The organism is Marinospirillum sp. (assembly GCF_014859565.1).
The window spans coordinates 19,377-43,807 of the sequence record NZ_JACUUA010000009.1 but is presented as its reverse complement, the minus strand read 5'-3'; the positions used below and the strand labels follow the sequence as shown (position 1 = coordinate 43,807).

Genomic DNA, 24,431 nt, shown 5'->3' with positions numbered 1-24,431 from the left:
CTGAGCAGTAAATACTGATGTAAGCTACATCTACCTTGAAAAGGAGCTGATTTAAAGCAGCTCCTTTTTTATTAACCCTAAATGACTGCTCAGTCATTTTTGTGGAGCTGTGTGCATGATCAAGCTGAATACCATCGGAGGGCGACTGCTGACCCTACCGGCAGTAGCCCTGCTGGGTTTTGTCCTGCTGGCGGGTGTTGCATTAAACGCCCTGAATAACACCATGATTGGTGAGCGGGAGAGTCGTGTGGTCGCAGTGGTGGATCTTGCCCATGGATTAGTCCGGCATTACCAGGCGCTGGAAAAATCCGGTGCTCTCAGCCGCGCAGATGCTCAGGAGCAGGCAAAAAATGCTTTGCGAACCCTGAGATACGACAAGGTGGAATACGTCTGGGTGAATGATTTAACCCGCCCCATCCCCCGTATGATCATGCATCCCACCGTACCAGCACTGGATGGTCAGATTCTTGATCGTCCCAGTTTTCATTACGCCACCCTGTCACGCAATCGGGATGGCAGCCAGTCAGAAGCTCTGAATAACGTAAACCTGTTTGTGGCTTTTACCAATACTGTGTTGAAACACGGCTCAGGTTTTGTTGAATATCAATGGCCAAAACCTCTGGCCGCTGGAGGCGTCACGGAAGAGCGCTTTACCAAACTCTCTTATGTCACCCGTGATGCAGAGTGGGACTGGGTGCTGGGTTCCGGCATTTATGTGGATGATGTCAGCGCCCAGTTCTGGAGCCTGGCACGTCAGATCGGTTTGCTGGCACTGGCGAGCATGCTGGCTACTCTGTTGCTATCAATCTTCATTCGTCGCTGGGTACTGGGGCAGCTGGGTGGTGAAGTGGCGGATGCCCGCAGGCTGGTTAATCAGGTCGCTCAGGGTGATTTCACTCAGGTTCATCACAAGCATAAAGCCAGCCCAGACAGCATTATGGGTGCAGTTACCGGTATGTCCCAGCAACTGGCCGAGATGATTCGCAGCATCACTCAGATTTCCCACAGCCTGGCCGGTGCAGCAACCCAGCTGGCTAGTGTTGCCGAGGAAAGCAACAGCACACAAAACCGCCAGACTCAGGAAACTGATCAGGTGGCAACAGCCATCAGCCAGATGAGCCAAACCATTCTGGAAGTTTCATCCAATGCACTTCGTGCCTCCGAAGCAGCAGCCGAAACCGATGAAGCGGTTACTGCCGGTCGGGAGAGTGTTCAACATGCCAGCAAGGCGATTGGGCATCTGGCTGAACAGGTGGAAGCCTCCACTCGTGTTATCCATAAACTCAGTGAAGACTCCACCAATATTGGTGGTGTGTTAAAGGTGATTCAGGATGTGGCTGAACAGACTAATCTGCTGGCATTAAATGCTGCCATCGAAGCCGCTCGTGCCGGTGAAGCCGGTCGTGGTTTTGCCGTGGTTGCGGATGAAGTGCGCGCACTGGCCAGCCGTACCCAGCAGAGCACCGAAGAAATTCACAGGATGGTGAATCTGGTGCAAAGCGGCGCACAGCAGGCAGTTAAAGTGATGGATGAAAGCATCCAGGAAACCGAATCTACCGTTGATGCCGCTAATCAGGCCGAAGGTGCGCTGGATTCCATTGCCATAGCAGCAGAACAGATCCGTGATATGAACCATCTGATTGCTTCAGCAGCTGAACAACAGTCCACTGTGGCTACCGAAATCAATCGTAATGTCATTAATCTGGTTGAGCTGTGCGAAAACAGCTCTTCTGCTACCCATCAGACCCAGGAAGCCAGCCATGAACTTGAAAAGCTGGCTCAGGAGCTGGATAACCGCATTCGTCAGTTTAAGGTTTAAATCGGTTAGGATTTAAGAGTGAATCCCAGCGCCGACAAGGCGCTGGTTTGTTCCAGGGTTGCAGCACTGACCCGCAACGATGAAAACTCCCGCCGAACCGGATAGTGTTTTCGCAACAGCTGATATACCTGCTCGGATGGCCTGCCAGTATTTAATGCCTGCAACAAACGCCAGCCATCATTCAGCGGTGAATAACACAAATGAGCAGCACGACGGCAAGCTTCCTCCACCCCACAGGATGCATCCAGCTGCAGCTGTGCAATCGGTGAGGCGGGCAACAAGTCCGCTAGAGCAATACGGGCTGGTCGACCAATAAAATCACACCAAGCCTGATAAATCATTTCACTGCCCCGACTTTTTCCTTCCAGACTGTAACCAGCAATATGTGGGGTGGCCAGCAGGCACTGGTTGATCAATTCAGCATCCAGTGTGGGTTCACCTTCAAAAACATCCAGCAGCAGCAGCGGTGCTTTACCCTTTGCTAAAGCCTGTTTTAAGGCCTGCTGATCCACCACTGCACCGCGACCAGCATTCAATAATACCTTGCCCTGCAACAACTCCAGCTCCGGCTCACCGATCAGATGCCAGCTGGGATAGTCACCCTCCCGATGCAAGGGTGTATGCAGACAAACTATATCTGCACTACCAAGCAGTGAATGCAACTCCACAAAACCCGTTTCACCTTGTGCTACACGGGGTGGATCATTCAACAATGTTCGGCAACCATAGGCCTGCAGGCGTTTTGCCAGTCGCCCACCCACCTGACCCACTCCCACAATACCAATACACTGATCACGCAGTACAAAACCCTGCTCTGCCGCCAGCCACAACAGGCTGGAGATCACATAATCCACCACTGAATCAGCATTACAACCCGGTGCATTTACAAAACGGATACCTGCCTGCTGTAACCAGTGCTGATCTACATGATCCACCCCAATGGTTGCAGTACCCACAAACCCGACCCGACTGCCCTGCAGCAGTTGTTGATTCACCTGAGTGACCGAGCGCACCAGCAAGCCATCCGCATCCTTAACAGCTGCTGCTGTAAAAGCGGCACCGGGCAGATGCACCAGTTCGGCTGTGTCACCAAAAAAGTCCTGGGTAAAGGGCAGGTTTTCATCAATAATCAGACGCATAGGTTTTTTCACCGTCAGGGTTTACAATCCTTTTCCTGGATTGTTGTTACTTTTTTATGGGGGCTGCACTTGATCATTCGCTGGGAAAAGGATCAGGATTATTATCTTGTCCATGTCCATCAGGACATGTTCGGTGACTGGCTGGTCACTCGTGTTTGGGGGCAGACCGGCACCCAGTATGGCGGGTTAAAACACACCCTGGTCAACTCTCCGGAAGAAGCCGCCATCCTGGTGGATGATGTGCGACATATCCAGGAGAGTCGTGGTTTTCGCAAGGTGCTGGAAGCCAGCAAGGCCGATGACATTCCCAGCCCGATCCGCCATACCATGAAAGGTGAACTGCCGTTTCAGGATCACTGAAGCCTAGCCTGCTGCCGGGCGCTGCTCCAGCCAGTCTGCCAACTCTTCTGCAGTAAAAGGCCAGCCGATTTCTGCACCATCTGGGCTGGCCACCACAGGAATGCGCACCCCGTAACGCGCCATCAGTAAATCATCCTCGGCAATATCCACCAGTACCAGTGTGATACCCGGTTGTGTCTGCTGATGACTCACCCAGGGCTCCAGCAATGCCAGAGCCTTGTCACACAAGTGGCAGCCAGCTGTAGTAAAAAGAGTCAGATGTAAATCCTGCGGCATATCGGCTGCTCCTGCAGAAGAGTCAACATATCAAAAGGTCAGAACTTTAACACCTACCAAGTTCACCTTTTATAAAGCAGAATCCCGGCACCGGGCCGGGATTCCTTGTTGTCACTGACTGAGAGGATTACTCAGCGGTGGGGTTCGCATCAGTGCCACTCGCTGCATCCAGCTCGGCATCTGGGTCTTCACCCACATCCTGAACCCGCACAGTGCCACACAGGGTTTCTTCATCCGTCAGGCGAATCAAGGTCACACCCTGAGTGTTGCGTGAAGTGATGGACACTTCATCCACACGGGTGCGTACCAGTGTGCCACGATCGGTGATCAGCATCATTTCTTCGCCGTCTTCGACCTGAATGGCAGAAACCAGTGCACCATTACGTGTGCTGCATTGCATGGCAATCACACCCTGACCACCACGACCACGCAGCGGGAATTCCTGCAGGCGGGTACGTTTGCCATAACCGTTCTCAGAAGCCGTGAGGATATAAATCGGGCGATCCGCTTCAATCACCGGAGCAACCAGATTACTGATGCTGGTTTCTTCCGCAACATCAGTGGCATCACTCATATCAGCATCATCCACACCATCTTCCGGATCTGCTTCGGCATCTATCACGGTGGAACGCGGGATAATCAGGCTGATGACCTCGGCACCGTCCGGCAGGCGTACACCCCTCACACCCCGAGCGGTACGACCCATACCACGGACCAGATGTTCTTCAAAACGTATGGCTTTGCCAGCACTGGTAAACAGCATAACGTGATCGGTGCCATGAGTAATGGCAGCACCTACCAGACGATCCCCTTCATCCAGATCCAGCGCAATCAAACCGCTGGAGCGTGGGCGAGAGAACTGATCCAGACTGGTTTTTTTGACCGTACCACGCGCAGTTGCCATGAACACAAAGTGATCTTCGCGGTAATCAGTCACCGGCAGGATGGTGGTGATGCTTTCACCTTCTTCCAGCGGCAGCAGATTAACCAGCGGACGACCCCGTGAACCACGACTGCCGGTCGGGATGTCATAAACCTTCAGCCAATAAACCTTGCCACGGGTGGAGAAGAGCAGGATGGTGGCGTGAGTTGAGGCCACCAGCAGGTGCTCAATCACATCTTCATCCTTCATGGCTGTGGCCGACTTGCCACGACCACCCCGGCGCTGGGCGCGATAATCACTCAGCGGTTGGGTTTTGGCATAACCGGTGCGTGAAATGGTCACCACCATGTCTTCTTCAGCAATCAGGTCTTCCATGGAGAAATCCTGACGGCTGGCAATGATGTCACTGCGACGGGCATCGGCATATTCTGCACGGATGGCGGTCAGCTCTTCACGAATCAGCTGCATCAGCAGTGCTGGATCAGCCAGAATCGCTAAGAACTCGGCAATTTTGCCCAGCAGCTCACGGTATTCACTGAGGAGTTTTTCATGCTCCATACCAGTCAGACGATGCAGGCGTAAATCCAGAATGGCTTGTGCCTGAACCGGTGACAGGCGATAAAAATCCTGTTGTTCCGACATGCCAAAATGTTCATCCAGATCATCCGGTTTGCAGGCAGTAGCACCGGCACGTTCCAGCATCTCCACTACATTACCCGGCGCCCATTCCTGTGCCAGCAGTCCTTCTTTAGCTTCTGCCGGAGAAGGGGATGCTTTGATCCGCTCAATAATCGGATCAATATTCGCCAGTGCAATCGCCAGACCTTCCAGAATGTGTCCACGCTCTTTGGCTTTACGCAGCTCAAAAACGGTGCGGCGGGTGACCACTTCCTGACGGTGGCGGATAAAGGCTTCCAGCATCTGCTTAAGATTCAGCAGCATTGGCTGACCGTCTCTTAACGCCACCATGTTGATGCCAAACACGTTTTGCAGCGAGGTCTGGGTAAAGAGGTTATTCACCAGCACTTCCGCTGACTCACCTTTTTTCACCTCAACCACGATACGCATACCGTCCTTGTCGGACTCATCACGCAGCTCGGCAATGCCTTCGATTTTTTTCTCTTTGACCAGCTCGGCAATCTTCTCGATCTGGCGAGCCTTGTTCAGCTGGTAAGGAATCTCGGTGAAAACTATGGCTTCGCGGTTGCCAATGGTTTCAAAATGATGCTTGGCGCGCATGTAAATACGGCCACGACCGGTGCGGTAGGCTTCAATGATGCCTGCTTTACCATTAATGATGGCTCCGGTGGGGAAATCCGGGCCGGGAATATAATCCATCAGTTGTTCGATGGTCAGTTCCGGGTCATCAATCAGCGCCAGACAACCATCCACCACTTCACCCAGGTTATGCGGTGGAATGTTGGTGGCCATACCCACGGCAATACCGGCAGAACCGTTAACCAGCAGGTTGGGTACACGGGTTGGTAATACCTCAGGAATTCTTTCGGTGCCGTCGTAGTTGTCGACGTAATCCACCGTGTCTTTTTCCAGATCAGCCAGCAGCGAGTGGCTCATCTTGGTCATGCGGATTTCGGTATAACGCATGGCTGCGGCGGAATCACCATCCACCGAACCGAAGTTACCCTGACCATCCACCAGCATGTAACGCAGCGAAAAAGGCTGTGCCATACGGACAATGGTGTCGTAAACGGCAGAGTCACCATGCGGATGGTATTTACCGATCACGTCACCAACAACACGAGCCGATTTTTTGTAAGGTTTGTTCCAGTCGTTGCTCAGTTCATGCATGGCAAAAAGCACACGCCGGTGAACCGGTTTCAAACCGTCACGAACATCAGGCAGGGCGCGTCCGATAATGACGCTCATCGCGTAGTCAAGGTAGGACTGTTTCAGCTCGTCCTCGATATTGACCGGATGAATCTCTTTGGCGATTTCAGCCATGCATCTTCGTCCTTCTGAGGTTTTTGATATTCGGACGATTATACCCTTTTTGTCCGCTTTAAGTCATAGCAACATCGACTCATTTGACCCTTCTCCAGCGCTGGGCAGTCTGCTGGCGGTGCATCTGCAATTATGGCTGGGCTGGCAGATGCTGATGCTGCCATCCTGATCAGGAAACAGATAAAAACGCTGTTTCAGGATCAGCCAATTCCGCCCAGTCTGGCTGGACGCCACCTTCTTTTCAGGTGACTGGGTTTGCTGGCTTCGCCGGGCAAAAAAAAACCGGGTTGAATCACTTCAACCCGGAAAACTTATGAGATTTTAGTCCAAAAAAAGCGACAATTTACTCATAGGCTTTAGGCAGCTTGAAGGTAAAGACCATACCACCCTGATTAAAATGACTCACTCGTTGAGCCACCTCGCCTCCCCAGAGAGGAACTGCACCACCCCAGCCAGATACGATGGACACATACTGTTCATCATCCATTTCCCAGGTGATTGGGGTTCCAACAATGCCAGAGCCGGTATTAAAGCGATATAACATCTCGCCAGTGAGCGCATCAAATGCCATCAGATAACCTTCTGGATTGCCAGTAAACACTAGGTTGGATTTGGTTGTCATAACACCACCCCATAACGGAGCGTAGTTGTTATAGCGCCACACTTCTTTACCTGTGCGGGGATCAACAGCACGCAACACACCAATATAATCTTCATTAATGGGTCGGATGGTGAAACCTGCCCCGAGATATGCCGCCCCTTTTCGATAAGAAACATCTTCGTTCCAGATATCCATCTCCCACTCATTGGAAGGGATATAAAACAGGCCTGTTTCTTTGCTATAGGCCATCGGCATCCAGTTTTTGCCTCCTAGGAATGACGGCGCAGTGGTCACAGTCTTGCCCTTGCTTTCATTAGTTTCTGCAGGATTACCAGGACGGTTTTCCGGTACAAAAATAGGGCGACCATTTTTATCCAGTCCGCTGGCCCAGGTAATCTTGTCAACAAACGGGAAGCCACGGATAAACTTGCCATCTTTACGATTCAGCACATAGAAGAAACCGTTGCGATCTGCAGTAGCAACTGCCTTGATCAGCTTACCTTTATCTTCATAATCGAAGGGGATTACCTCGTTCACGCCGTCATAATCCCAGCCATCATTTGGAGTGGTCTGGAAAGACCAGACGATCTCACCTGTGTCTGGGTTAATCGCCAACCGTGAGGAAGAATACAGGTTATCACCTGGACGCATATGTGAGTTCCAGGGGGCAGGGTTACCTGCGCCAAAGAATAGCAGGTTGGTATCCGGATCATAAGTACCACCCAGCCAGGTGGCGGCACCGCCGGTTTTCCACAGATCACCGGGCCAGGTCTTGCCAGCCTTACCACCGGAGATACCCATTTCGACTTTCTTGCCATTCTTCCAGATATAACCCATGTGACCCTCGAGGGTAGGGCGGGTCCAAATCAGATTGCCAGTTTTGGCATCATAAGCCTCGACCTTGCCAATAACCCCGAACTCACCACCAGCCACACCGGTGATCACCTTGCCATTCACTACCAGTGGCGCTGCCGTAATTGAGTAGCCCTCCTGATAATCAGCAACGGTTTTGCGCCAGACAACACGCCCTGTATCCTTATTCAGCGCCACTAGACGCGCATCCAGTGTGCCGAAAATCACCAGATCACCATATACAGCAACACCTCTGTTGATCACATCACAACAGGGCATGATGCCATCCGGCAGGCGCGCATTATATTCCCAGAGTTCATCTCCAGTACGGGCGTCCATTGCAAAAACGCGCGAATAGGAGGCTGATACATACATCACACCATCAACCACAATCGGTTGAGCTTCCTGACCGCGTTGTTTTTCACCACCAAAAGACAAAGTCCAGACAGGTCTCAGATCCTTGATGTTTTCTGGATTAAGACGAGTTAGCGGGCTATAACGTTGTTTTTGTAACCCCATGCCGTCCGTGACCACACGATCTGTAGTTAAATGATCGTTGAGCAGGTCTTTATCCGTGACAGCTTGTGCATGCAGACTAAAAGTCATCGCTGTTACCAGCGCGCTCAGTGCAAAATATTTACTAGGGAATCGTTTCATTTCTATCACCTTTTACGAACACTATTGTTATTTTTTTCCGGACAGGCACATAAGAAGTTTCATTCTTGATCTGTGTTCTATCAGGAAACATTCATCACTTGTGCAGGATTTCTAGTGCATTGGTAGTAAGACTACGTAGCGCAGCCTCTTCATAATCGCGATAGAGATGGGACACACTGCGTGCCAACTCCTCGCGAACCAGATCAATGCCGATAAAACGTTCCGGCATGGGTAGATTCATCACTTCGGTACTGGTCAGCCCCAGGACAGCGGACTCCTTCAGTGTCTGATGCAACCAGCTCAGATAATTGGCTGTCTGATCCAATGCACGGGTATCATTGGTGGGATCACCATGGCTCGAAACCAGCAGACTGAACTCCAAAGCCTTGAGCTGCTGGATATCTTCAAGCCAAATTTCAATACTCGGAGTATCGGGTGTGGTAAGGGCGCGACGGTAAAACACTAAATCAAACGCAAAGAGAACACCTGTGGTCTCATCCAGAATCACCAGATCTGCATCCTCACCGCTGTGGCCGGAAAAAGCCATCAGCCTCAGACGATGTCCGCCAATCTCCATGATGCCAGGCGTGATGATTTGATCCGGTACCCTTACCTCCGTGCCTCGCATCCAGTCACCAACCATGCGATAAAGGTTTTCAGCGTATCCATCTCCCCGCGCTACAATCAGTCGCTGCGTAGCTGGCAGAGCCAAGATTGGCAGTTCATCAAATGCCTGATTACCAAAAAAATGATCCGGGTGGTGATGACTGTTGAATACTTTGATGACAGGCTGATCTGAGACCTGTGCAATGACCTTCCGCAGTGCTTCGCCATAACGCCGGGATGACCCGGTATCTAGAACTACCACTCCGGCATTGGTGGTGATAAAAGCCACATTCACAATATCGCCACCATTACTGCGGCTGAAATCTTCGGTAGTGCCAGTAATCAACCAGGTGTTCGGCGCAATTTGCTGGGGTTCAAGTTGATACTCCAACGCCACTACAAATGTGCAATAAAGCGCCAGTGACAACGTCAGAAAAAACGTGTGTGAAAATCGCATCATTCCTCCTCAGAACACCTGTCTAAACTCATTGCCATCGTTATCACGCAGCAAGAGGGTATTGGCTCCATCACGGAGCTGGCTGTCAAAGGTGATCAAAGGATTTTCAGAAACTGCCGGCGACAACCACATGTGTATCAGTATCTTGTCCTCACTATCACGCAGTTCAATCTGTTCTAGATAGAAGCTGGGGATATTCGCGACCAGGCCGGAGTCCATGGGATGCATTACTCTGAAGCGGTAACGTTCTATCTGCTCCTGAGAGAACCCAAGCCGTACAAAGCGCCCAGCACTGATATCACCCAGTCGGGTTAACCAGTCATCCTTCATACGGGTCATACTGGGAAGTGTGCAGCCGCCTCCGGCGGCATCAACAAATCCTGTGCCCACCCGCCACTCCCCAGAAGCCAACTGAACTGCCGCCCGTACCGGAGTGCTCTGCTGTACTTTAAAAGGCAAGGCCACCAACGGCACAATGCCTGGCTGCGGGTAATAGGTGAAAATATGCTGAATTGGGTTGTAATCGGCCCAGGCAATGATTTGCACCACCTCCTGACCTAGCGCACTGGCATCCACCAGTAACGGAACCTGCATGGAATCTTCGGCAAAGGTGGGCAACTCAACTTTGATACGCTCATCAAACTGATAGGTAGCATCACCAAGGAACAGCTTGCGAGTGTAATCCCACATCACACTGTTAGTGGTGTTATCTGCGCTGCTGATGGTTGATAAACTCAACAACAACGGCAGCAGAAGTATCAGAGCTACACACAGAGGACGGCTGAAACAGAAACGAGTCGCCATTACACACCTCAGCAGTTTGATAACCTTAAAATTCATGAAAGGCTGGTTTCTGATAGGTCAGCCCGTAGCGGCTGAAAATTTCAGCCATCTTGCCGTTGAGAACCATCGGTTCTATGATGCCTTCAACCAGATACCCCAGCTGTCGATCCGCTTCTCGCACAGCGATACCAATATCCCAGTGCGGCTTGCCCATGGCAGGGAAGGTGGTCTCAGCTATCTGATAACGATCATCCCCATGCTGTTGCAACAGCCACTCCACCTCAGCACGCATACCCAGCATGGCCGCCACTTCCCCCGTGGTCATTGCCTCAAATGTCTGACGAGGAGAGCGAAAATGTTTGACCTGATGGCGCAGATTGCCATTAAAAGCTGAAGTCAGCATGAAGGCAGGCACTGTCTCCATCTCCACACCCACTGGGTGATACTGGAAAACCGCCAGAGTGCGTACCTGCTCAAGACGCTCACGATCATGCGCAAGCTTCCAGGTCTCCTGCTGGTAGGGGGCCATCATAACGATCAGATCATTTTGATAGGCATACACACCTTGTCCAATATAACCACGGGCGTAGTTAAACGCCCGGTCATAGGGCACTCGCAACATTAGGTCTGCTACTTTTTTGCCAGACAAGCGTTCATGTTTGTGCTCATGATCCAGCACATGCCCGCGCCATAGATAATTGCGCAGATCATCACCCAGATCCTCATCCGGAACCATCCAGAAGAGTTCTAGCTGCAAGTCCAGCTGATCAGCGATATGCTGCGCAATCTCAATATCCACACCGGCTGCTTCGCCAGCTTCACTAATAAATGAGTAAGGAGGAAAGTCCTGATACACCGCCACCCGCAGATATCCTGAAGCCATCAACTCATCAAAAGGGCGAGCAGATAACTGAGTTGACAGCAAAAGGCACAGCCCCGACACCAGTACCACATAGCTGATGATGCGATACTTAACGATCATGGCTCACAGTCTCCAGCCAAGCACGTATTGCCCAAACTGCTTCCTGATCCATATAATCAGCCATACGCGGCATATAGACGCGACCATCCCGTACAGCACCTTCGCGTACACGGTAAATAAACCATTCATCTCCTTCTATGCCATTCTCCATCTCACGCAGATCCGGTGCGATGCCACCCGATATTGCTTCCAGTCCATGACAGCGTGCGCAGTTCTGGTTATAGGCCGATGCGCCGATTTTGACTGCAACCTCATACTCGTTATGCTCAGGTTGATAAGGGTTCTCTTCCAGCCAGTCATCACCTAGCGGGGTCAAGCCCTTGGTTTCGACCGGTTGTGGTGTGACATCGCCGTGTGCCAACACAAGACCGGACACAATAAGGCCGGACACAAGTGCCACAGCAGCAACAGACAGTAATCCGGAGTTTTTAATTTGTAGACTCATCAACATCACCTATTTTTGGATTTATTATTTGATACTAATACAGCCGGAACATAGATACATCCAGTGCTCACAGTTAAATGTTAGCCAGATCACTTCACGGAAGTAATTAACATTTTTATCTATTGTTCATGCACTAAAGTACCGGATCCCTTGCTTTCAGCCAGGAGCTACTCTACGGTGCTATTGCAGCATTAAACTGCCTGAGTCATTAATGAATTACTCAACAATAAACACACCTGTCATACCGCGCTTTTCATGGCCTTTTATATAAAAGGAAAATTCACCACTTCGTATGGGTACAAAAAAGATCTCAGCTTCACCCTCCTCTTCGAACTCCAGCTCACTCAGACCCACACCTTTAATCTCCACACCACCAGCTTCAACCTTGCGGATGTAGATGCTGCTGAAGAACTCAGGTGCCTGCAGAGCATATTCCTTGAGGCCTGATGCCTGAACTTTCAGACGATACGACTTGCCTGTTTCCAAACGATATTCGGTAGGCGCCATAAAGTAATCCAACAACTCTGTTTCGGTCAGCTTGCCCAGGGTCAGCACTGGCAGACGATCTGGACGCTGTGTTAGATCACCTGCTGATTGAGCGGATGGAGACAGCAGAATGACCAGAGACAAAATTGGCAGGAGTAATACAGATCTTCTTGAGCAGGACAAGATAAACGACATAAGACAACCTTTTTTTGTATTTTTTTAAAGTATCCCATCCATCTTAGTAGAATCAATTTAGGCTGATAATGATACTTAAGAACTAAATAATTACTACCTTGTTAACATTCAATAAGTACCCATCACTGGCTAGGCTAGGATTATTGAGGCAAAATACAGGATCACCTCAACACAAAAAATCAGGTAAAATAATGAGCACCATAAAAAAATATCTGCACAAGGCTTCATTCTTAACCTGTCTACTGGTCGCTAGCTGCATTTCCCCACTGATACAGGCTGACGAACTCAAAGTGCGTATTGCCTATCTGGGTTATCTGGCCGATACGGGGCCGTTGCTGTCCAACAGTTTTCCAGAGCCGGAGGATAAAGGGTTGCGCGGTGCTGAGGTCGCTATTAAAGATAACAGCGCAACCGGACGCTTTCTGAAGCACCGTTATCAGCTTGATGCGCTGCAAAGTGATGATGCTGCTGAGATTCTTGATGCAGCAATACGCTTTCATGAGGAGGGTGTGCGTTTTTTTGTCGCCAATCTGCCAACAGACCAACTACGCAGCCTGCAAACAGCACTAAGCCCTGAAACACTGATTTTCAACGCTGGCAGCAAGGATGATGCACTGCGTGTGGATCAATGTATTCCCGGACTGCTGCATACCCTCCCCTCCCGCGCCATGCTGACCGACGCTATGGCACAGTGGCTGGTCAGTCGCCGATGGCGCAAATGGTTGTTAATCACAGGTCAGCAGCCGGAAGACAGGGCTTATGCCGCTGCCGTCAGGAGAGCTGCAAATCGGTTCGGAGCCAGAATTATTGAAGAAAAAGCATGGAGTTTTGATACTGATCTACGCCGCACAGCACAGCAGGAGTTACCAATATTTACCCGTGCGAGTGATTATGACGTAGTCATTGTGGCCGATGAGCAGGGTCACTTCGGAGAGTATGTGCTCTATAATACTTGGCTTCCTCGCCCGGTTGCCGGTACCCAAGGAATGATGCCAGTTGCTTGGCACAAGGCTGTAGAGGCTTGGGGTGCCGCCCAGCTGCATAGCCGGTTTGAGGCACATGCAGGCCGCTGGATGAACGAGTTGGATTACGCCAGTTGGGCCGGTGTTCGCAGTGTTGGCGAAGCGATCACTAACCTGCGCAGCATTAACCCTGTTGAAGTTCGTGCCTTTATTCTCTCCGATAAATTTCAACTGGCTGGCTTCAAAGGTCGGCGCTTGGAATACCGTGGCTGGAGCGGCCAGCTAAAACAACCTATACCGCTGGTGCATTCTAGAGCACTGGTTTCCCAATCCCCTCAAGAAGGCTTCCTGCACCCGATCACCGATCTTGACACTCTTGGTTATGACAAGCCAGAGAGCCAATGTTCAGTCAATTAAATCCAACTATAAAAAATGGGAGAACATCATGCTCAAAAAGAAACTACTGTTTGGAATCCTATCCAGTGCCCTGCTGTTCAGCAGCTCACTTTTTGCCGGTACCGTGTTTATATCCAATGAGCGCGACAACACTATTTCGGTTATTGATACCAAAAAATGGGAGGTAACTAATACCTTTGAAGTTGGTATGCGCCCTCGAGGTATTCTGATGAGCAGCGATTACAGCAAGCTGTATGTCTGCGCCAGCGACTCAGACCGTGTTGAAGTTTACGATGCCAAGACATTTGCATTCATCAAGGATCTTCCCTCGGGTGACGATCCTGAGCAGTTTGCACTGCATCCGAATGACCGCTTGCTGTTTATCGCCAACGAGGATGACGATATTGTATCGGTAATTGATGTTGAATCCAATCAGGTACTGGCACAGATCGAGGTCGGGATTGAACCGGAAGGTATGGGTGTCAGTCCGGATGGACGCTGGGCAGTCAACACCAGTGAAACAACCAATATGCTGCACTGGATCGACACCGAAACCCTTGAACTGGTGGATAACACGCTGATAGATCAGCGCCCACGGCATGTTGAGTTCACACACGATTCGAAGCGACTCTGGGCTTCCGCAGAGATAGGCGGCACTGTCACCATTTATGATGTGAAATCACGCTCCGAAGTGCACAAGATAGGTTTCGCCATCAAAGGAGTTCACCCTGATCGTATTCAACCGGTTGGCATCCAACTGACACGAGATGGACGTTATGCCTTTGTTGCTCTTGGCCCTGCCAACCATGTCGCCGTCATTAATGCAAAAACCTACGAGGTGATCGACTACCTGCTGGTTGGCCGACGTGTCTGGGGAGTTGGATTAACACCGGATGACAAGTTTGTTATTTCGACCAACGGCGTCAGCGGGGATGTATCCATCATTGATGTAGAAAAACTTAAGGTCATCAAAACCCTACAGGTGGGACGTTACCCCTGGGGTGTGGTCGCAGCCCCCTGACAGGACAAAACCATGAGCATTGCGATCAAGGGATTAAGTTTCAATTATGGCGCACGTCAGGCATTGAAGGATCTTAATTTCACCCTGCCTGATGGAAGCTTCACAGCCCTGCTGGGTCCCAATGGTGCCGGAAAAACCACCCTGCTGTCACTGCTGACACGCCTGCTGAGCTTGCAGCAGGGAGAGGTCAGCATTAACCGGGTGGATCTGAAACGCCAGCCTCGCCTTTTGATGCAGCAACTCGGCGTGGTCTTTCAGCAAAGCACGCTGGACCTTGATCTGACGGTGCTGCAAAACCTGCAGTACCATGCAGCACTGCATGGCATACCACCGAAGGAAGCTAGGCATCGTGCTGAAACCGAGATGGCACGCTGGCAACTCAGTGAACGTTTGCATGATCGTGTCAGACAGCTCAATGGTGGTCACCGCCGTCGGGTTGAGATAGCACGAGCGTTGTTGCACCGCCCCTCGGTTCTGCTGCTGGATGAGGCAACAAGTGGGCTGGATACTCGTGCACGTATTGACCTGAACCGGCATGTCCGCCATCTATGCCATGAACAGCAGTTGACGGTTCTCTGGACAACGCACCTAATTGAAGAGATATCTACTGAAGATCAGGTGTTGATTCTGCATCATGGCTCTCTACTTGCTAACGCTTCGGCTAAAGAGATCTGCAAACAAAGCGGCACTTTCGAGCTGGGTAGCGCATTTGAGAAGATCACCGGTTTACAGCAGGAAACAACATGAATACTCGCGCTTGGTTCATCTGCTTCAAAGGTATTCTGCGCCGCGAGTTTCAGCGCTTTATTCAACAGCGCTCGCGTTTTTTCAGTGCGCTGGTGCGCCCACTCCTGTGGTTAGTGGTGTTTGCTGCCGGATTTCGTGCTGCACTGGGGCTGTCAATCACCCCCCCCTATCAGACCTACATTACCTATGAAACTTATATCCTTCCGGGACTGATGTGCATGATTCTGCTGTTCAATGGTATGCAAAGTGCGCTGTCGATGGTCTATGACCGGGAGATGGGTAGTATGCGGGTACTGCTGATGAGCCCGCTGCCGCGTAGCTGGCTGCTACTGTGCAAGTTGATGTCAATTGCGCTGATTTCACTATTACAAGTTTATGCGTTTCTGGCTATCGCCCTGATGATGAGGATTGACCTACCTTACACAGGTTTGCTGACGGTGATGCCAACCCTGCTGTTAACCTCCATCCTGCTAGGTGCAATCGGCCTGTTTCTCTCATCTAGGATACGTTATCTGGAAAACTTTGCCGGTGTGATGAATTTTGTCATTTTCCCGATGTTTTTCATCTCATCGGCTCTCTATCCGCTGTGGCGGATGCGTGAAAGCAGCGAGTGGCTGTACTGGGTATGCCTGCTTAACCCCTTCACCCATGCTGTTGAGCTAGTACGTCATGCCCTTTATCTGCAACTCAATTTATCAACACTGATCATCACACTGCTGACTACCTTTTTCTTCTGTGTTCTTGCCGTGCTTGGCTTTCGTCCAGAGCGAATTGAATCATCATCCCCCGCAAAACCTTCATCTGCGTGAAGGCTTGAGATCTTTCTTGGCCTTTAATTTCAGGCCAAGATGCCTGTATATGAGCAACAACCCATGACTGCTTCGCAGTCATCCGCTGATATCAGCGCCCGATTGGGCGAGGGTTTACGCGGTTTTTGCTAACCTGGCGAATATGCAACTTTGGTACTTTTTTTTGTCTATGGTACTATTTAATCAGCGACAGAACTCATGTGTAATAATGTGACAGGCAAGCAGAGGAATCGTGAACCATGTCTCATCATTCAAACACCTGTCCGTTCACGTTAGTGTGTTGGGGGTGTGGAGTAATCCTGCTCATGTCAGCCCCATCCATAGCCGATGACAACCTGCCGCGTTTCTCGGCTGAAGGCTACCGTATCAGCCACTACCGTAGCCCCACACCCGAGACAGCTGAAGGTGGTGTACGCATCAGCACCGAGCAGCTTCAATCTTTGGTGCAGGCGCAGCCAGGCTCCCTGTTGATCGATGTGCAGCCGATCACTTGGCGTGATGGTATTTTTATCTACACAACCCCTCGCCAAACGCTTCCGGGCAGTTTCTGGCTGCCAAATGTTGGCTGGGGGTTCACGGAGGATCACTGGATAGAATACTTTGCTGGACACCTATATCAGTGGACTGAAGCCAACCGCGGACACCCTGTGGTAATCTACTGTACAGCTGATTGCTGGATGTCTTGGAATGCGGTCAAGCGTGCTGCTGCCTGGGGCTACACACAGCTTTACTGGTACCGTGAAGGTAGTGATGGATGGCTTGAAGCAGGATTACCCCTGCAGGCAACCCATCCTGAACCCTTGTCAGCAGATGCCTTATTAACCGCAACCGGAGAGATACCCTGACGCACCTGTGAGTAATGATGCACTGTTCGTCGTGGTGATCTTTATTCCCTGATAATAACGATAAGAGGGATAAACAATGTATAAAATACTAATCGCTGATGATCATCCTTTGTTCCGTGATGCCATCACTCATGTGATCGGTAGTCATTTTGTGGGTTCCGAGATCATCGAAAAGGAGAACCTTGAATCCACCCTAGAACTGGCTCGTATAGATAAAGAGCTGGACCTGATCCTGTTGGATCTGAACATGCCTGGCATGCAGGGACTGAATGGCCTGATTTCATTACGCAATGAAGCACCCACTACGCCGGTTGTTATCATATCTGCCGAAGATGATAAACAGGTGGTGCTTCAGGCCATTACCTGCGGCGCGATCGGATTTATTTCCAAGTCCTCCCACCGCGGTCAGATGACAGATGCACTGCAGCAGATACTCAACGGAAATATTTATCTACCGTCAGATATTATGCATCAGCCGAACAACGAGCCGGGACGGCGTAGGCGAAACATGAATGAGATGCCCGTTGAGCGGTTGTTATCCTTGACCCGACGTCAGTTGCTGGTTCTGGAAAGGATGGTGAAGGGTGATTCTAACAAACTGATCGCCTACAACCTGAACATCGCTGAAACCACGGTCAAGGCTCATGTCTCTGCTATATTATCAAAGCTCGGAGTACACAGCCGTGTGCAGGCCATACTGACGGCCAGTGATATCGATTTCACACATTATCTGCGCCGATGAAGTGCTTTGTGCAGGTAGTAGATCCAAGTGGCAGCGCTGTTCAGCAGATGGCTGATCAGCGCCCGCAGCTCGCTCGGTTTGACTGGTTTATTTTGATATTTCTTTTATCTGATAACTGGCCTTTTGCAGCCTCCAAACTGTTTAGATAAAAAGCCATCTCCTGCTCTAGCACCTGCTGCTGATTACAAGCCAGCCTGAAACCATGTCCCTCGTCATCAAATAGACAGGCCTCGACCCTCACACCTGCCTGCTGCAATCGTGCCTGCAAGCGCAGCGTCTGCTCTGGAGGCACAACTTTATCTTTTCTCCCCTGAAAGAAGATCACCGGTGTCTGCCAGCCATCGGCCAGATAATAGGGTGAGCGTTGACGAAACAGCTCCTGATCATCAGGATCACCAATCAACCAGTTTAGATAGCGGGATTCGAATTTATGCGTTGTCTGTGCCAAGCGTTGCAAATCACTGATACCATAAAGACTGGCACCAGCACACCAGCGCTGGCTGCTTAGCAGAGCCATCAGTACCGTATAACCACCAGAACTTTGCCCACGGATAAACAGTGCTTGTGCATCCGCCAAATCCTGACTCACCAGCCAGTCGACCACACTCTCGGCATCTTCGACATCAGCAATTCCCCAGCGACTCTGTAGCATCAGTCGATAACGTCGACCATAACCACAGCTGCCACGATAGTTCAGATCAGCCACGGCAAACCCACACTGAGTCCAGTATTGAATGCGCGGATTAAACACCGGCGCGGTAGAGGATGTGGGCCCACCGTGAATCAGCAGAATTAAGGGTGGAGCTGCATTTGTAGTCAATGGGATTGAGGCAGAATGAGGCGGGTAATAAAAAAATGGCAGTTCATCACCCTCATTCAGCGGGCAGCTACGCGCCTGCGGTAGAGATACATGACAAGCTGGTTCAGCCCCACCACACAGGTAGTGCCATCGGTTATCGCTCAGATTAAGCATGATGATGCCTGACAAACACTCAGGGCTCTCTGCCACCATGTAGGCATAGTCACCGGACAACGCTAGGCTGTACAGACGAGTGAAAGGCAAGGACAGTGTTAGCCAGCATTGGAGATCTGCCTGATAACGCCGCAGCGACGAATAACCCCCTGCCTGAACAATCGCTAGAAGTTCGCCATGAGAGCTCCAACCATAACTGCACAATCCAAGCTGCCACGGAGCTTGGGTAAACTCAGCCTGCACAGTATCCGTTAGGGGTTTTGGCACTTCTGTCTTAGAGAGTTTGAACAGATTCCACCAGTTATCAATATCACCTACAGCCAATAGCTCAGCATCGGGAGAAAAGCGCGGCTGCAGCCAAGCCACCTGATCATCCGTTGATCTCATCACTGCTGCCTCCTGATCAGGATGATCAAGATCAGCTAGGCGGACACACGTATTCAGCCAAGGCTGTGCCGGATGTTTCCATTCCACCCAGGCCAGCCAACGCCCATCAGGACTAAGGGCGGGTGCTGCGTAAAAATCCGCTCCCTTTGCCAAAACCGTTAGGTTTCCGCTTTTAAGACAGATAGCAACCAGAAGATTGCATACTTCTTCGCCCTTTGCTGATTCAGCTTCTTCATGAATTTCAGCCACCGCCAGCAACCAGTGACGAACGGGATCATAGGTCAGATCGGCAAAACGCATATTCATTTGTGAGGTCAGCCGATAACTGCTGCTATCTATCTGATTTGGCTGTTGTGACGTAGAGGATGTGGAATCCCATACGGTCAGCCATATCTGCTGATCCTGATCATTAACCCAAGCAACCCCTGTCATGCTGATGATTGACCAGGCCCCACCACCATACTCATGGACTCTGCTACGCACACTCATCCCTTCAGGTGTCAGGCATCTAGTGGATTGACGTAGAAAATCCAGACAGTAAAGGCGATTACAGCCCGTATATGGTTCATAGGCAATCCAGAAAACGAGCCCTGCTTGTGCTTGAACAGATCCATATTCGACCGTCGCTGCTACTGCATCTGCCGCTGTAAGCGTTCTTTTCATATCAGAACTCGCTATATCAAACCGTTCAACCCTTGCAAATCAGTCTGGAGTTGCGCTCATTGCGGTAGATCATCTCTGGCTGATTCATCTCTATTTCCGCTTGGGTGCGTGCTTTGAGGATCACATCATGATGGGAAGACTTACTGCAGACCGGATCGGCACCATGCATATCGCCGGTTAACAGATATGCCTGACAGCGACAGCCACCAAGATCATCTTCTTTTTCAACACAGCTGCGACAGGGTTCACTCATCCAGTCATCACCACGGAAATAATTAAAGCCGGACGAGTGATGCCAGATATCCCTGAGTGTGTGCTCTTTTATATTCGGAAAAGACAAAGGGAGCATTCGTGCACTGTGACAAGGTAAGGCAGTACCGTCAGGAGTCACTGTTAAAAACAGTTCACCCCAACCATTCATGCACTTCTTCGGACGCTCTTCATAATAATCAGGCGTCACAAAGATGAGTTTAATCCTTTTGCCCTCTCCCTCTAGGCGCTGACGATATTCATTGGTGATCCTTTCTGCCCTGATCAGTTGCTCGCGACTTGGCAAGAGAGCCGCCCTATTCTCTAATGCCCAACCGTAATATTGACAGGTCGCCAATTCGACATAGTCGGCTTCCAGCTCAACACACAGCTCAATGATGCGATCTATGTTGTCGATATTATGACGATGAGTGACAAAATTGAGCACCATCGGATACCCCTGAGCCTTAACCTCATGCGCCATCTTCAGCTTCTGCTGAAAAGCTTTGGCCGATCCGGCCAGCATATTGTTTACCTGCTCATCCGACGCCTGAAAACTGACCTGTATATGATCCAGCCCGGCGCGGCGAAAGCCTGCAATTCTGTCTGCCGTCAGCCCTATGCCTGAAGTAATCAGATTTGTATAAAAGCCCAGATCACGCGCACCCTTGATCAACACTTCCAGATCTTGGCGCACCAGTGGCTCACCACCGGAAAACCCCAGTTGTGCCGCCCCTAACTCACGCGCCTGAACAAACAAGTCCAGCCACTGCTCAGTACTCAACTCCTCACCAGCGGCAGAAAAATCAACCGGGTTGCTGCAGTAGGGACACTGCAACGGACATTTATAGGTCAACTCGGCCAAAAGCCAGAGGGGCTGCCGCTGGTGATGGGCTGATGATCGCTCAGTCATAGATTACCCAGTTATTTTTGTGAGCTTCCTGCAAAAAGGCTGCAACATCATCGGCCAAACCTTCAGCCTGAGGATAATCCTGCTGCAGAGCCTGTACAATATCAGCTGTCAAGCGTTGCCCATCAACATAACTGAGAACGGCTGCAGCACTGGAATTCAGCTTGACCATCCCTTCTGGATAAAGCAGTACCCACGCCTCCTGTGCGACCTCCCACTGAAGACGAAACATGGGATTAAGCTTCAATGCTCTGATATCGTTCACCGGAACAGCCCTCTGTGATACACCGTTTCTTGTGTCACGGTATGGTAGGGTGGACGCTCCAGCTCATAGGCAAGACTCATCGAATCCAACATGCTCCAGAGCACGTCCAATTTGAATTGCAGAATCTCCAGCATGCGCTGCTGCTCAGCCAAGGTTCGATAATGATCCAGAGTGATTTGCAAACCATGAACTACATCCCGGCGTGCTTCGCTCAGTCGATTACGAAAGTACTGATACCCCTTCGGATCAATCCAAGGATAATGCTCCGGCCATCGATCCAGTCTCGATTGATGTATCTCAGGTGCAAACAGCTCCGTTAGCGATGAACTGGCCGCCTCCTCCCAAGTGGCACGGCGGGCAAAGCTGACATAAGCATCTACCGCAAAACGCACTCCCGGCAAGACATGCTCCTGCGAGATGATCTCCTCCTGTGTCAAACCGACCGCCTCACCCAACTGCAGCCAGGCTTCTATTCCGCCCTCTGAATCCTCAAAACCATCATGATCCAGGATCCGCTGCACCCAGTGACGGCGCACGTCACGATCCGTACAATTCGCCATAATGGCGGCATCTTTCATCGGTATATTGATCTGGTAGTAATACCGATTGGCCACCCAGCCGCGCACCTGCTCGGGTGTCGCACGCCCTTCATACATCGCTTTATGATACGGATGGTGGATATGGTACAGCGCCCCTTTGGCACGTAATGCCTGTTCAAAGGCTTTCGGGGTCATTGGTGTACTAACATTAGGGGGACTGATCAGGGTATCTGTGCTCATAGTGAAGGCTCCTTAAAGCGTCAGGCTCATGCCGTCATGCGCCACCTCGATACCGTGGCGAGTCAGTTCAGCTCGCTCAGCAGAGTCTTCACGCAGAATTGGGTTGGTATTATTGATGTGAATCAGAATCTTGCGTGCATTTGGAAAAGCATCCAACAGCGCTATCATCCCATCAGAGCCTGACTGCGGCAAATGCCCCATATGCACACCCAGCTTGTCGCCCACCCCGCTAAGCAGCAACTCATCGTCACACCATAGGGTGCCATCCACCAGCAAACAGTCTGCACTGGCCATCACCTCAAGCAAGGCTCTGTCGTGCTGCCCCAGACCCGGCGCATAAAACAACGAGCGCCCACTCTGTGTATCCCGTATCAGTACGCCGATGTTATCACCTACATGGGGATCATTACGATGTGGCGAATAAGGTGGAGCACTTGACTGCAGCGCGATAGCAAAAAACTCCAAGGTCGGAGCCGCTGGAATAGTGAAACGATTAACCGGAGAGTCGATAGGGATAGTGTGATGCTCCAGCCCCCCGTTCCAGTGACTGAGCATATTAAAAACCGGAAAACCACTTGTCAGGTCTTCATGAACCTGCGCTGTACACCAAACCTGATGTGGACAACCTTCACGCAACATCAGCAACCCAGTGGTATGATCGATCTGGCTATCGATCAGCACAATCGCAGCAATACCGGTGTCCCGTTTACCTCGCGAGGGTTGTAAAGGGGGGAAGCTTTCTAGCTGTGCCCTGATATCCGGTGAGGCATTAAACAGTATCCACTGCTTACCATCACCACTAACAGCAATTGAAGATTGTGTTCGGGGGTGGGCTTGAATTATCCCTTTACGCACACCGGAGCAATTATCACAGTTGCAATTCCATTGCGGAAAACCACCACCGGCAGCTGAGCCCAGTATCTGTATCTGCATTATTTATTCTTCTCATCAGCAGTTTTCAGTATCAATAAGGATGCCGACTGACAGCCGGCATCCGTCAGCGGTTAGCGGTTTGAGAAGTACATAGTGACTTCAAAACCGATACGCAAGTCAGTATAGGAAGGTTTTATCCACATGGGAAACTCCTTTATCAGTTGGCGATGCCATGATTAGCACCTTTTTGATAGTAGGAGTCGGCTGTTTTTGAAAACATGATGCTTTGGAAGTAAATTCATGGGCATTTTGTGTAAGATGTTGACATCCTCCCGCCCTAAAGGGCATGTTGTTTATTGCCTCAACAAACGTAGGTTGTTGGGTTGTATCACTTCACTAGAGCGAAACGGGTTGATATCCAGACCACCACGACGCACATAACGTGCATACACACTCAGAAACTCCGGGGCACAAGACTGCTGTAGATCACAAAAAATCTGCTCTACACAAGCCTCGTGGAAATCACCTTTTTCTCGGTAAGAAATCAGATAAGCCAGCAGGCCAGCCCGATCTATTTTTGAACCACGATAATGGATCTGAACACTCGCCCAGTCCGGTTGACCGGTGACCGGACAGTTGGATTTCAGCAGATGGCTGACCAGGGTTTCTTCAGTGGGCATATCAGAATCCAGCTGCAACAAGGCGGGTTCTGGAGTGTAGTGTTTTACGTCAATATCCAGATCATCAATACACAAACCTGCCAGCGGCTGAGGCTGTAAACCCTGCTCCACACTGTACAGGCGCACTTCAACCGGAGCTGCCGCTGCACCAGACAGATCTTTCTGCAGACGCGCCACCACTTCAGCCTCATTATCAAAACGGGTCAGGTTAAAAGAGTTGAGGTAGAGCTTGAAGGATTTTGACTCAATGATGTTTAGAGAGTCCGCCGGAACCCGAAACTCGGCCAGGCGCACCAGCGGTTTACCACGTGTGTTCAGCCAGGACACTTCATAAGCATTCCAGATATCCACACCCTTAAAAGGCAGGGATGAAGCAACCAGACCCAGTTGCTCACGGGCAGCCTGACGCGGGATGGGATACAACAATCCAGGATCATACTGATTGATGTAGCGGGTTTCCTTGCCCAGCGGTGAGGTTTCTACAGAAGGTGTATGCATCACAAAAAGCCTGTTCACAAAAAGCCTGTTCACAAAAAATCAGCATAACATTTTCAACCTTGCATCACCTACATCTTGCAGGCTGCTTGGTGTATCCTTAGCGGCTAGCTTTTTTGACTGATCCAACTG

General features: G+C 50.7%; 25 protein-coding genes. 9 read left to right on the top strand and 16 right to left on the bottom strand.

The features are described 5' to 3' along the window. The first annotated feature begins 115 nt into the window (after positions 1–115). Entirely contained in the window at positions 116–1,819 is a 1,704-nt protein-coding gene (locus IBX50_RS02885) for a methyl-accepting chemotaxis protein (RefSeq protein WP_292253149.1), read from the top strand. A 5-nt stretch (positions 1,820–1,824) separates the two neighbouring features. Here the strand turns inward: IBX50_RS02885 and pdxB are convergent, their stop codons facing one another. Beyond that, on the bottom strand, positions 1,825–2,958 hold the full coding sequence (gene pdxB / locus IBX50_RS02880) for a 4-phosphoerythronate dehydrogenase PdxB (RefSeq protein ID WP_292253148.1): 1,134 nt from the start codon (positions 2,956–2,958) through the stop codon (positions 1,825–1,827). A 69-nt stretch (positions 2,959–3,027) separates the two neighbouring features. Between pdxB and IBX50_RS02875 the strand changes: the two genes are divergently transcribed. Next, the gene (locus IBX50_RS02875) at positions 3,028–3,318 is read left to right on the top strand and encodes a WGR domain-containing protein (RefSeq protein ID WP_292253147.1); all 291 of its coding nucleotides are present in this window, start codon (positions 3,028–3,030) and stop codon (positions 3,316–3,318) included. A gap of 3 nt (positions 3,319–3,321) precedes the next feature. On the opposite strand, the gene IBX50_RS02870 is transcribed toward IBX50_RS02875, so the two are convergent. Further along, positions 3,322–3,594 carry a glutaredoxin family protein gene (locus IBX50_RS02870; protein ID WP_292253144.1) on the bottom strand — a complete coding sequence of 91 codons (273 nt, stop codon included), beginning with the start codon at positions 3,592–3,594 and terminating at the stop codon, positions 3,322–3,324. 127 nt (positions 3,595–3,721) lie between these two features. Beyond that, the gene (gene gyrA, locus IBX50_RS02865) at positions 3,722–6,439 is read right to left on the bottom strand and encodes a DNA gyrase subunit A (protein WP_292253143.1); all 2,718 of its coding nucleotides are present in this window, start codon (positions 6,437–6,439) and stop codon (positions 3,722–3,724) included. On the opposite strand from gyrA, the gene IBX50_RS02860 reads away from it, so the two are divergent. Beyond that, positions 6,438–6,608 (top strand): hypothetical protein, encoded by a 171-nt coding sequence (locus IBX50_RS02860; RefSeq protein ID WP_292253141.1) that lies wholly within the window; start codon positions 6,438–6,440, stop codon positions 6,606–6,608. The two genes, gyrA and IBX50_RS02860, sit on opposite strands and share 2 nt — an antisense overlap. A 174-nt stretch (positions 6,609–6,782) precedes the next feature. Here IBX50_RS02860 and IBX50_RS02855 read toward each other — a convergent pair whose 3' ends face one another. The 6 genes from IBX50_RS02855 to IBX50_RS02830 all read right to left on the bottom strand — a co-directional run bounded on the left by IBX50_RS02855 (position 6,783) and on the right by IBX50_RS02830 (position 12,503). Next, entirely contained in the window at positions 6,783–8,549 is a 1,767-nt protein-coding gene (locus IBX50_RS02855) for a PQQ-dependent methanol/ethanol family dehydrogenase (RefSeq protein WP_292253139.1), read from the bottom strand. Between the two features lie 94 nt (positions 8,550–8,643). Beyond that, entirely contained in the window at positions 8,644–9,612 is a 969-nt protein-coding gene (locus tag IBX50_RS02850; RefSeq protein ID WP_292253137.1) for a quinoprotein relay system zinc metallohydrolase 1, read from the bottom strand. Between the two features lie 9 nt (positions 9,613–9,621). After that, positions 9,622–10,416 carry a quinoprotein dehydrogenase-associated SoxYZ-like carrier gene (locus IBX50_RS02845; protein WP_292253135.1) on the bottom strand — a complete coding sequence of 265 codons (795 nt, stop codon included), beginning with the start codon at positions 10,414–10,416 and terminating at the stop codon, positions 9,622–9,624. Between the two features lie 25 nt (positions 10,417–10,441). Further along, positions 10,442–11,377, bottom strand: coding sequence for a transporter substrate-binding domain-containing protein (locus tag IBX50_RS02840; RefSeq protein ID WP_292253134.1), 936 nt, complete (start codon positions 11,375–11,377; stop codon positions 10,442–10,444). Beyond that, entirely contained in the window at positions 11,367–11,822 is a 456-nt protein-coding gene (pedF, locus tag IBX50_RS02835; protein WP_292253132.1) for a cytochrome c-550 PedF, read from the bottom strand. The genes IBX50_RS02840 and pedF overlap by 11 nt, the downstream gene beginning before the upstream one ends. Positions 11,823–12,038: 216 nt before the next feature. Next, positions 12,039–12,503: a copper-binding protein gene (locus IBX50_RS02830; protein ID WP_292253131.1), complete on the bottom strand. Its 465-nt coding sequence runs from the start codon at positions 12,501–12,503 to the stop codon at positions 12,039–12,041. Between the two features lie 191 nt (positions 12,504–12,694). Between IBX50_RS02830 and IBX50_RS02825 the strand changes: the two genes are divergently transcribed. The 6 genes from IBX50_RS02825 to IBX50_RS02800 all read left to right on the top strand — a co-directional run bounded on the left by IBX50_RS02825 (position 12,695) and on the right by IBX50_RS02800 (position 18,025). Then, the gene (locus IBX50_RS02825; RefSeq protein ID WP_292253130.1) at positions 12,695–13,882 is read left to right on the top strand and encodes an ABC transporter substrate-binding protein; all 1,188 of its coding nucleotides are present in this window, start codon (positions 12,695–12,697) and stop codon (positions 13,880–13,882) included. A gap of 28 nt (positions 13,883–13,910) precedes the next feature. Next, a complete protein-coding gene (locus tag IBX50_RS02820; RefSeq protein ID WP_292253129.1) occupies positions 13,911–14,882 on the top strand; it encodes a YVTN family beta-propeller repeat protein in 972 nt (323 codons plus the stop codon). Between the two features lie 12 nt (positions 14,883–14,894). Continuing rightward, complete coding sequence (locus IBX50_RS02815) at positions 14,895–15,629, top strand: ABC transporter ATP-binding protein (RefSeq protein WP_292253128.1); 735 nt, start codon at positions 14,895–14,897, stop codon at positions 15,627–15,629. Next, complete coding sequence (locus IBX50_RS02810; RefSeq protein ID WP_292253127.1) at positions 15,626–16,438, top strand: ABC transporter permease; 813 nt, start codon at positions 15,626–15,628, stop codon at positions 16,436–16,438. The genes IBX50_RS02815 and IBX50_RS02810 overlap by 4 nt, the downstream gene beginning before the upstream one ends. 305 nt (positions 16,439–16,743) lie before the next feature. After that, complete coding sequence (locus tag IBX50_RS02805; RefSeq protein ID WP_292253126.1) at positions 16,744–17,283, top strand: rhodanese-like domain-containing protein; 540 nt, start codon at positions 16,744–16,746, stop codon at positions 17,281–17,283. A 76-nt stretch (positions 17,284–17,359) separates the two neighbouring features. Continuing rightward, the gene (locus tag IBX50_RS02800) at positions 17,360–18,025 is read left to right on the top strand and encodes a response regulator transcription factor (protein ID WP_292253125.1); all 666 of its coding nucleotides are present in this window, start codon (positions 17,360–17,362) and stop codon (positions 18,023–18,025) included. 55 nt (positions 18,026–18,080) lie between these two features. On the opposite strand, the gene IBX50_RS02795 is transcribed toward IBX50_RS02800, so the two are convergent. The 7 genes from IBX50_RS02795 to queF all read right to left on the bottom strand — a co-directional run bounded on the left by IBX50_RS02795 (position 18,081) and on the right by queF (position 24,302). Further along, positions 18,081–19,868, bottom strand: a complete 1,788-nt coding sequence (locus tag IBX50_RS02795) for a prolyl oligopeptidase family serine peptidase (RefSeq protein WP_292253124.1) — start codon at positions 19,866–19,868, stop codon at positions 18,081–18,083. Between the two features lie 205 nt (positions 19,869–20,073). After that, a complete protein-coding gene (pqqE, locus tag IBX50_RS02790; protein ID WP_292253123.1) occupies positions 20,074–21,210 on the bottom strand; it encodes a pyrroloquinoline quinone biosynthesis protein PqqE in 1,137 nt (378 codons plus the stop codon). After that, positions 21,203–21,472 carry a pyrroloquinoline quinone biosynthesis peptide chaperone PqqD gene (pqqD, locus tag IBX50_RS02785; protein ID WP_292253122.1) on the bottom strand — a complete coding sequence of 90 codons (270 nt, stop codon included), beginning with the start codon at positions 21,470–21,472 and terminating at the stop codon, positions 21,203–21,205. Before pqqD ends, pqqE begins: the two co-directional genes overlap by 8 nt. Then, entirely contained in the window at positions 21,469–22,251 is a 783-nt protein-coding gene (gene pqqC / locus IBX50_RS02780; protein WP_292253121.1) for a pyrroloquinoline-quinone synthase PqqC, read from the bottom strand. Before pqqC ends, pqqD begins: the two co-directional genes overlap by 4 nt. A gap of 12 nt (positions 22,252–22,263) precedes the next feature. After that, positions 22,264–23,184, bottom strand: a complete 921-nt coding sequence (gene pqqB / locus IBX50_RS02775; protein ID WP_292253120.1) for a pyrroloquinoline quinone biosynthesis protein PqqB — start codon at positions 23,182–23,184, stop codon at positions 22,264–22,266. Between the two features lie 71 nt (positions 23,185–23,255). Continuing rightward, positions 23,256–23,327, bottom strand: coding sequence for a pyrroloquinoline quinone precursor peptide PqqA (gene pqqA / locus IBX50_RS02770; protein ID WP_292253151.1), 72 nt, complete (start codon positions 23,325–23,327; stop codon positions 23,256–23,258). A gap of 150 nt (positions 23,328–23,477) precedes the next feature. After that, positions 23,478–24,302 carry an NADPH-dependent 7-cyano-7-deazaguanine reductase QueF gene (gene queF, locus IBX50_RS02765; protein ID WP_292253119.1) on the bottom strand — a complete coding sequence of 275 codons (825 nt, stop codon included), beginning with the start codon at positions 24,300–24,302 and terminating at the stop codon, positions 23,478–23,480. Between the last annotated feature and the right edge of the window lie 129 nt (positions 24,303–24,431).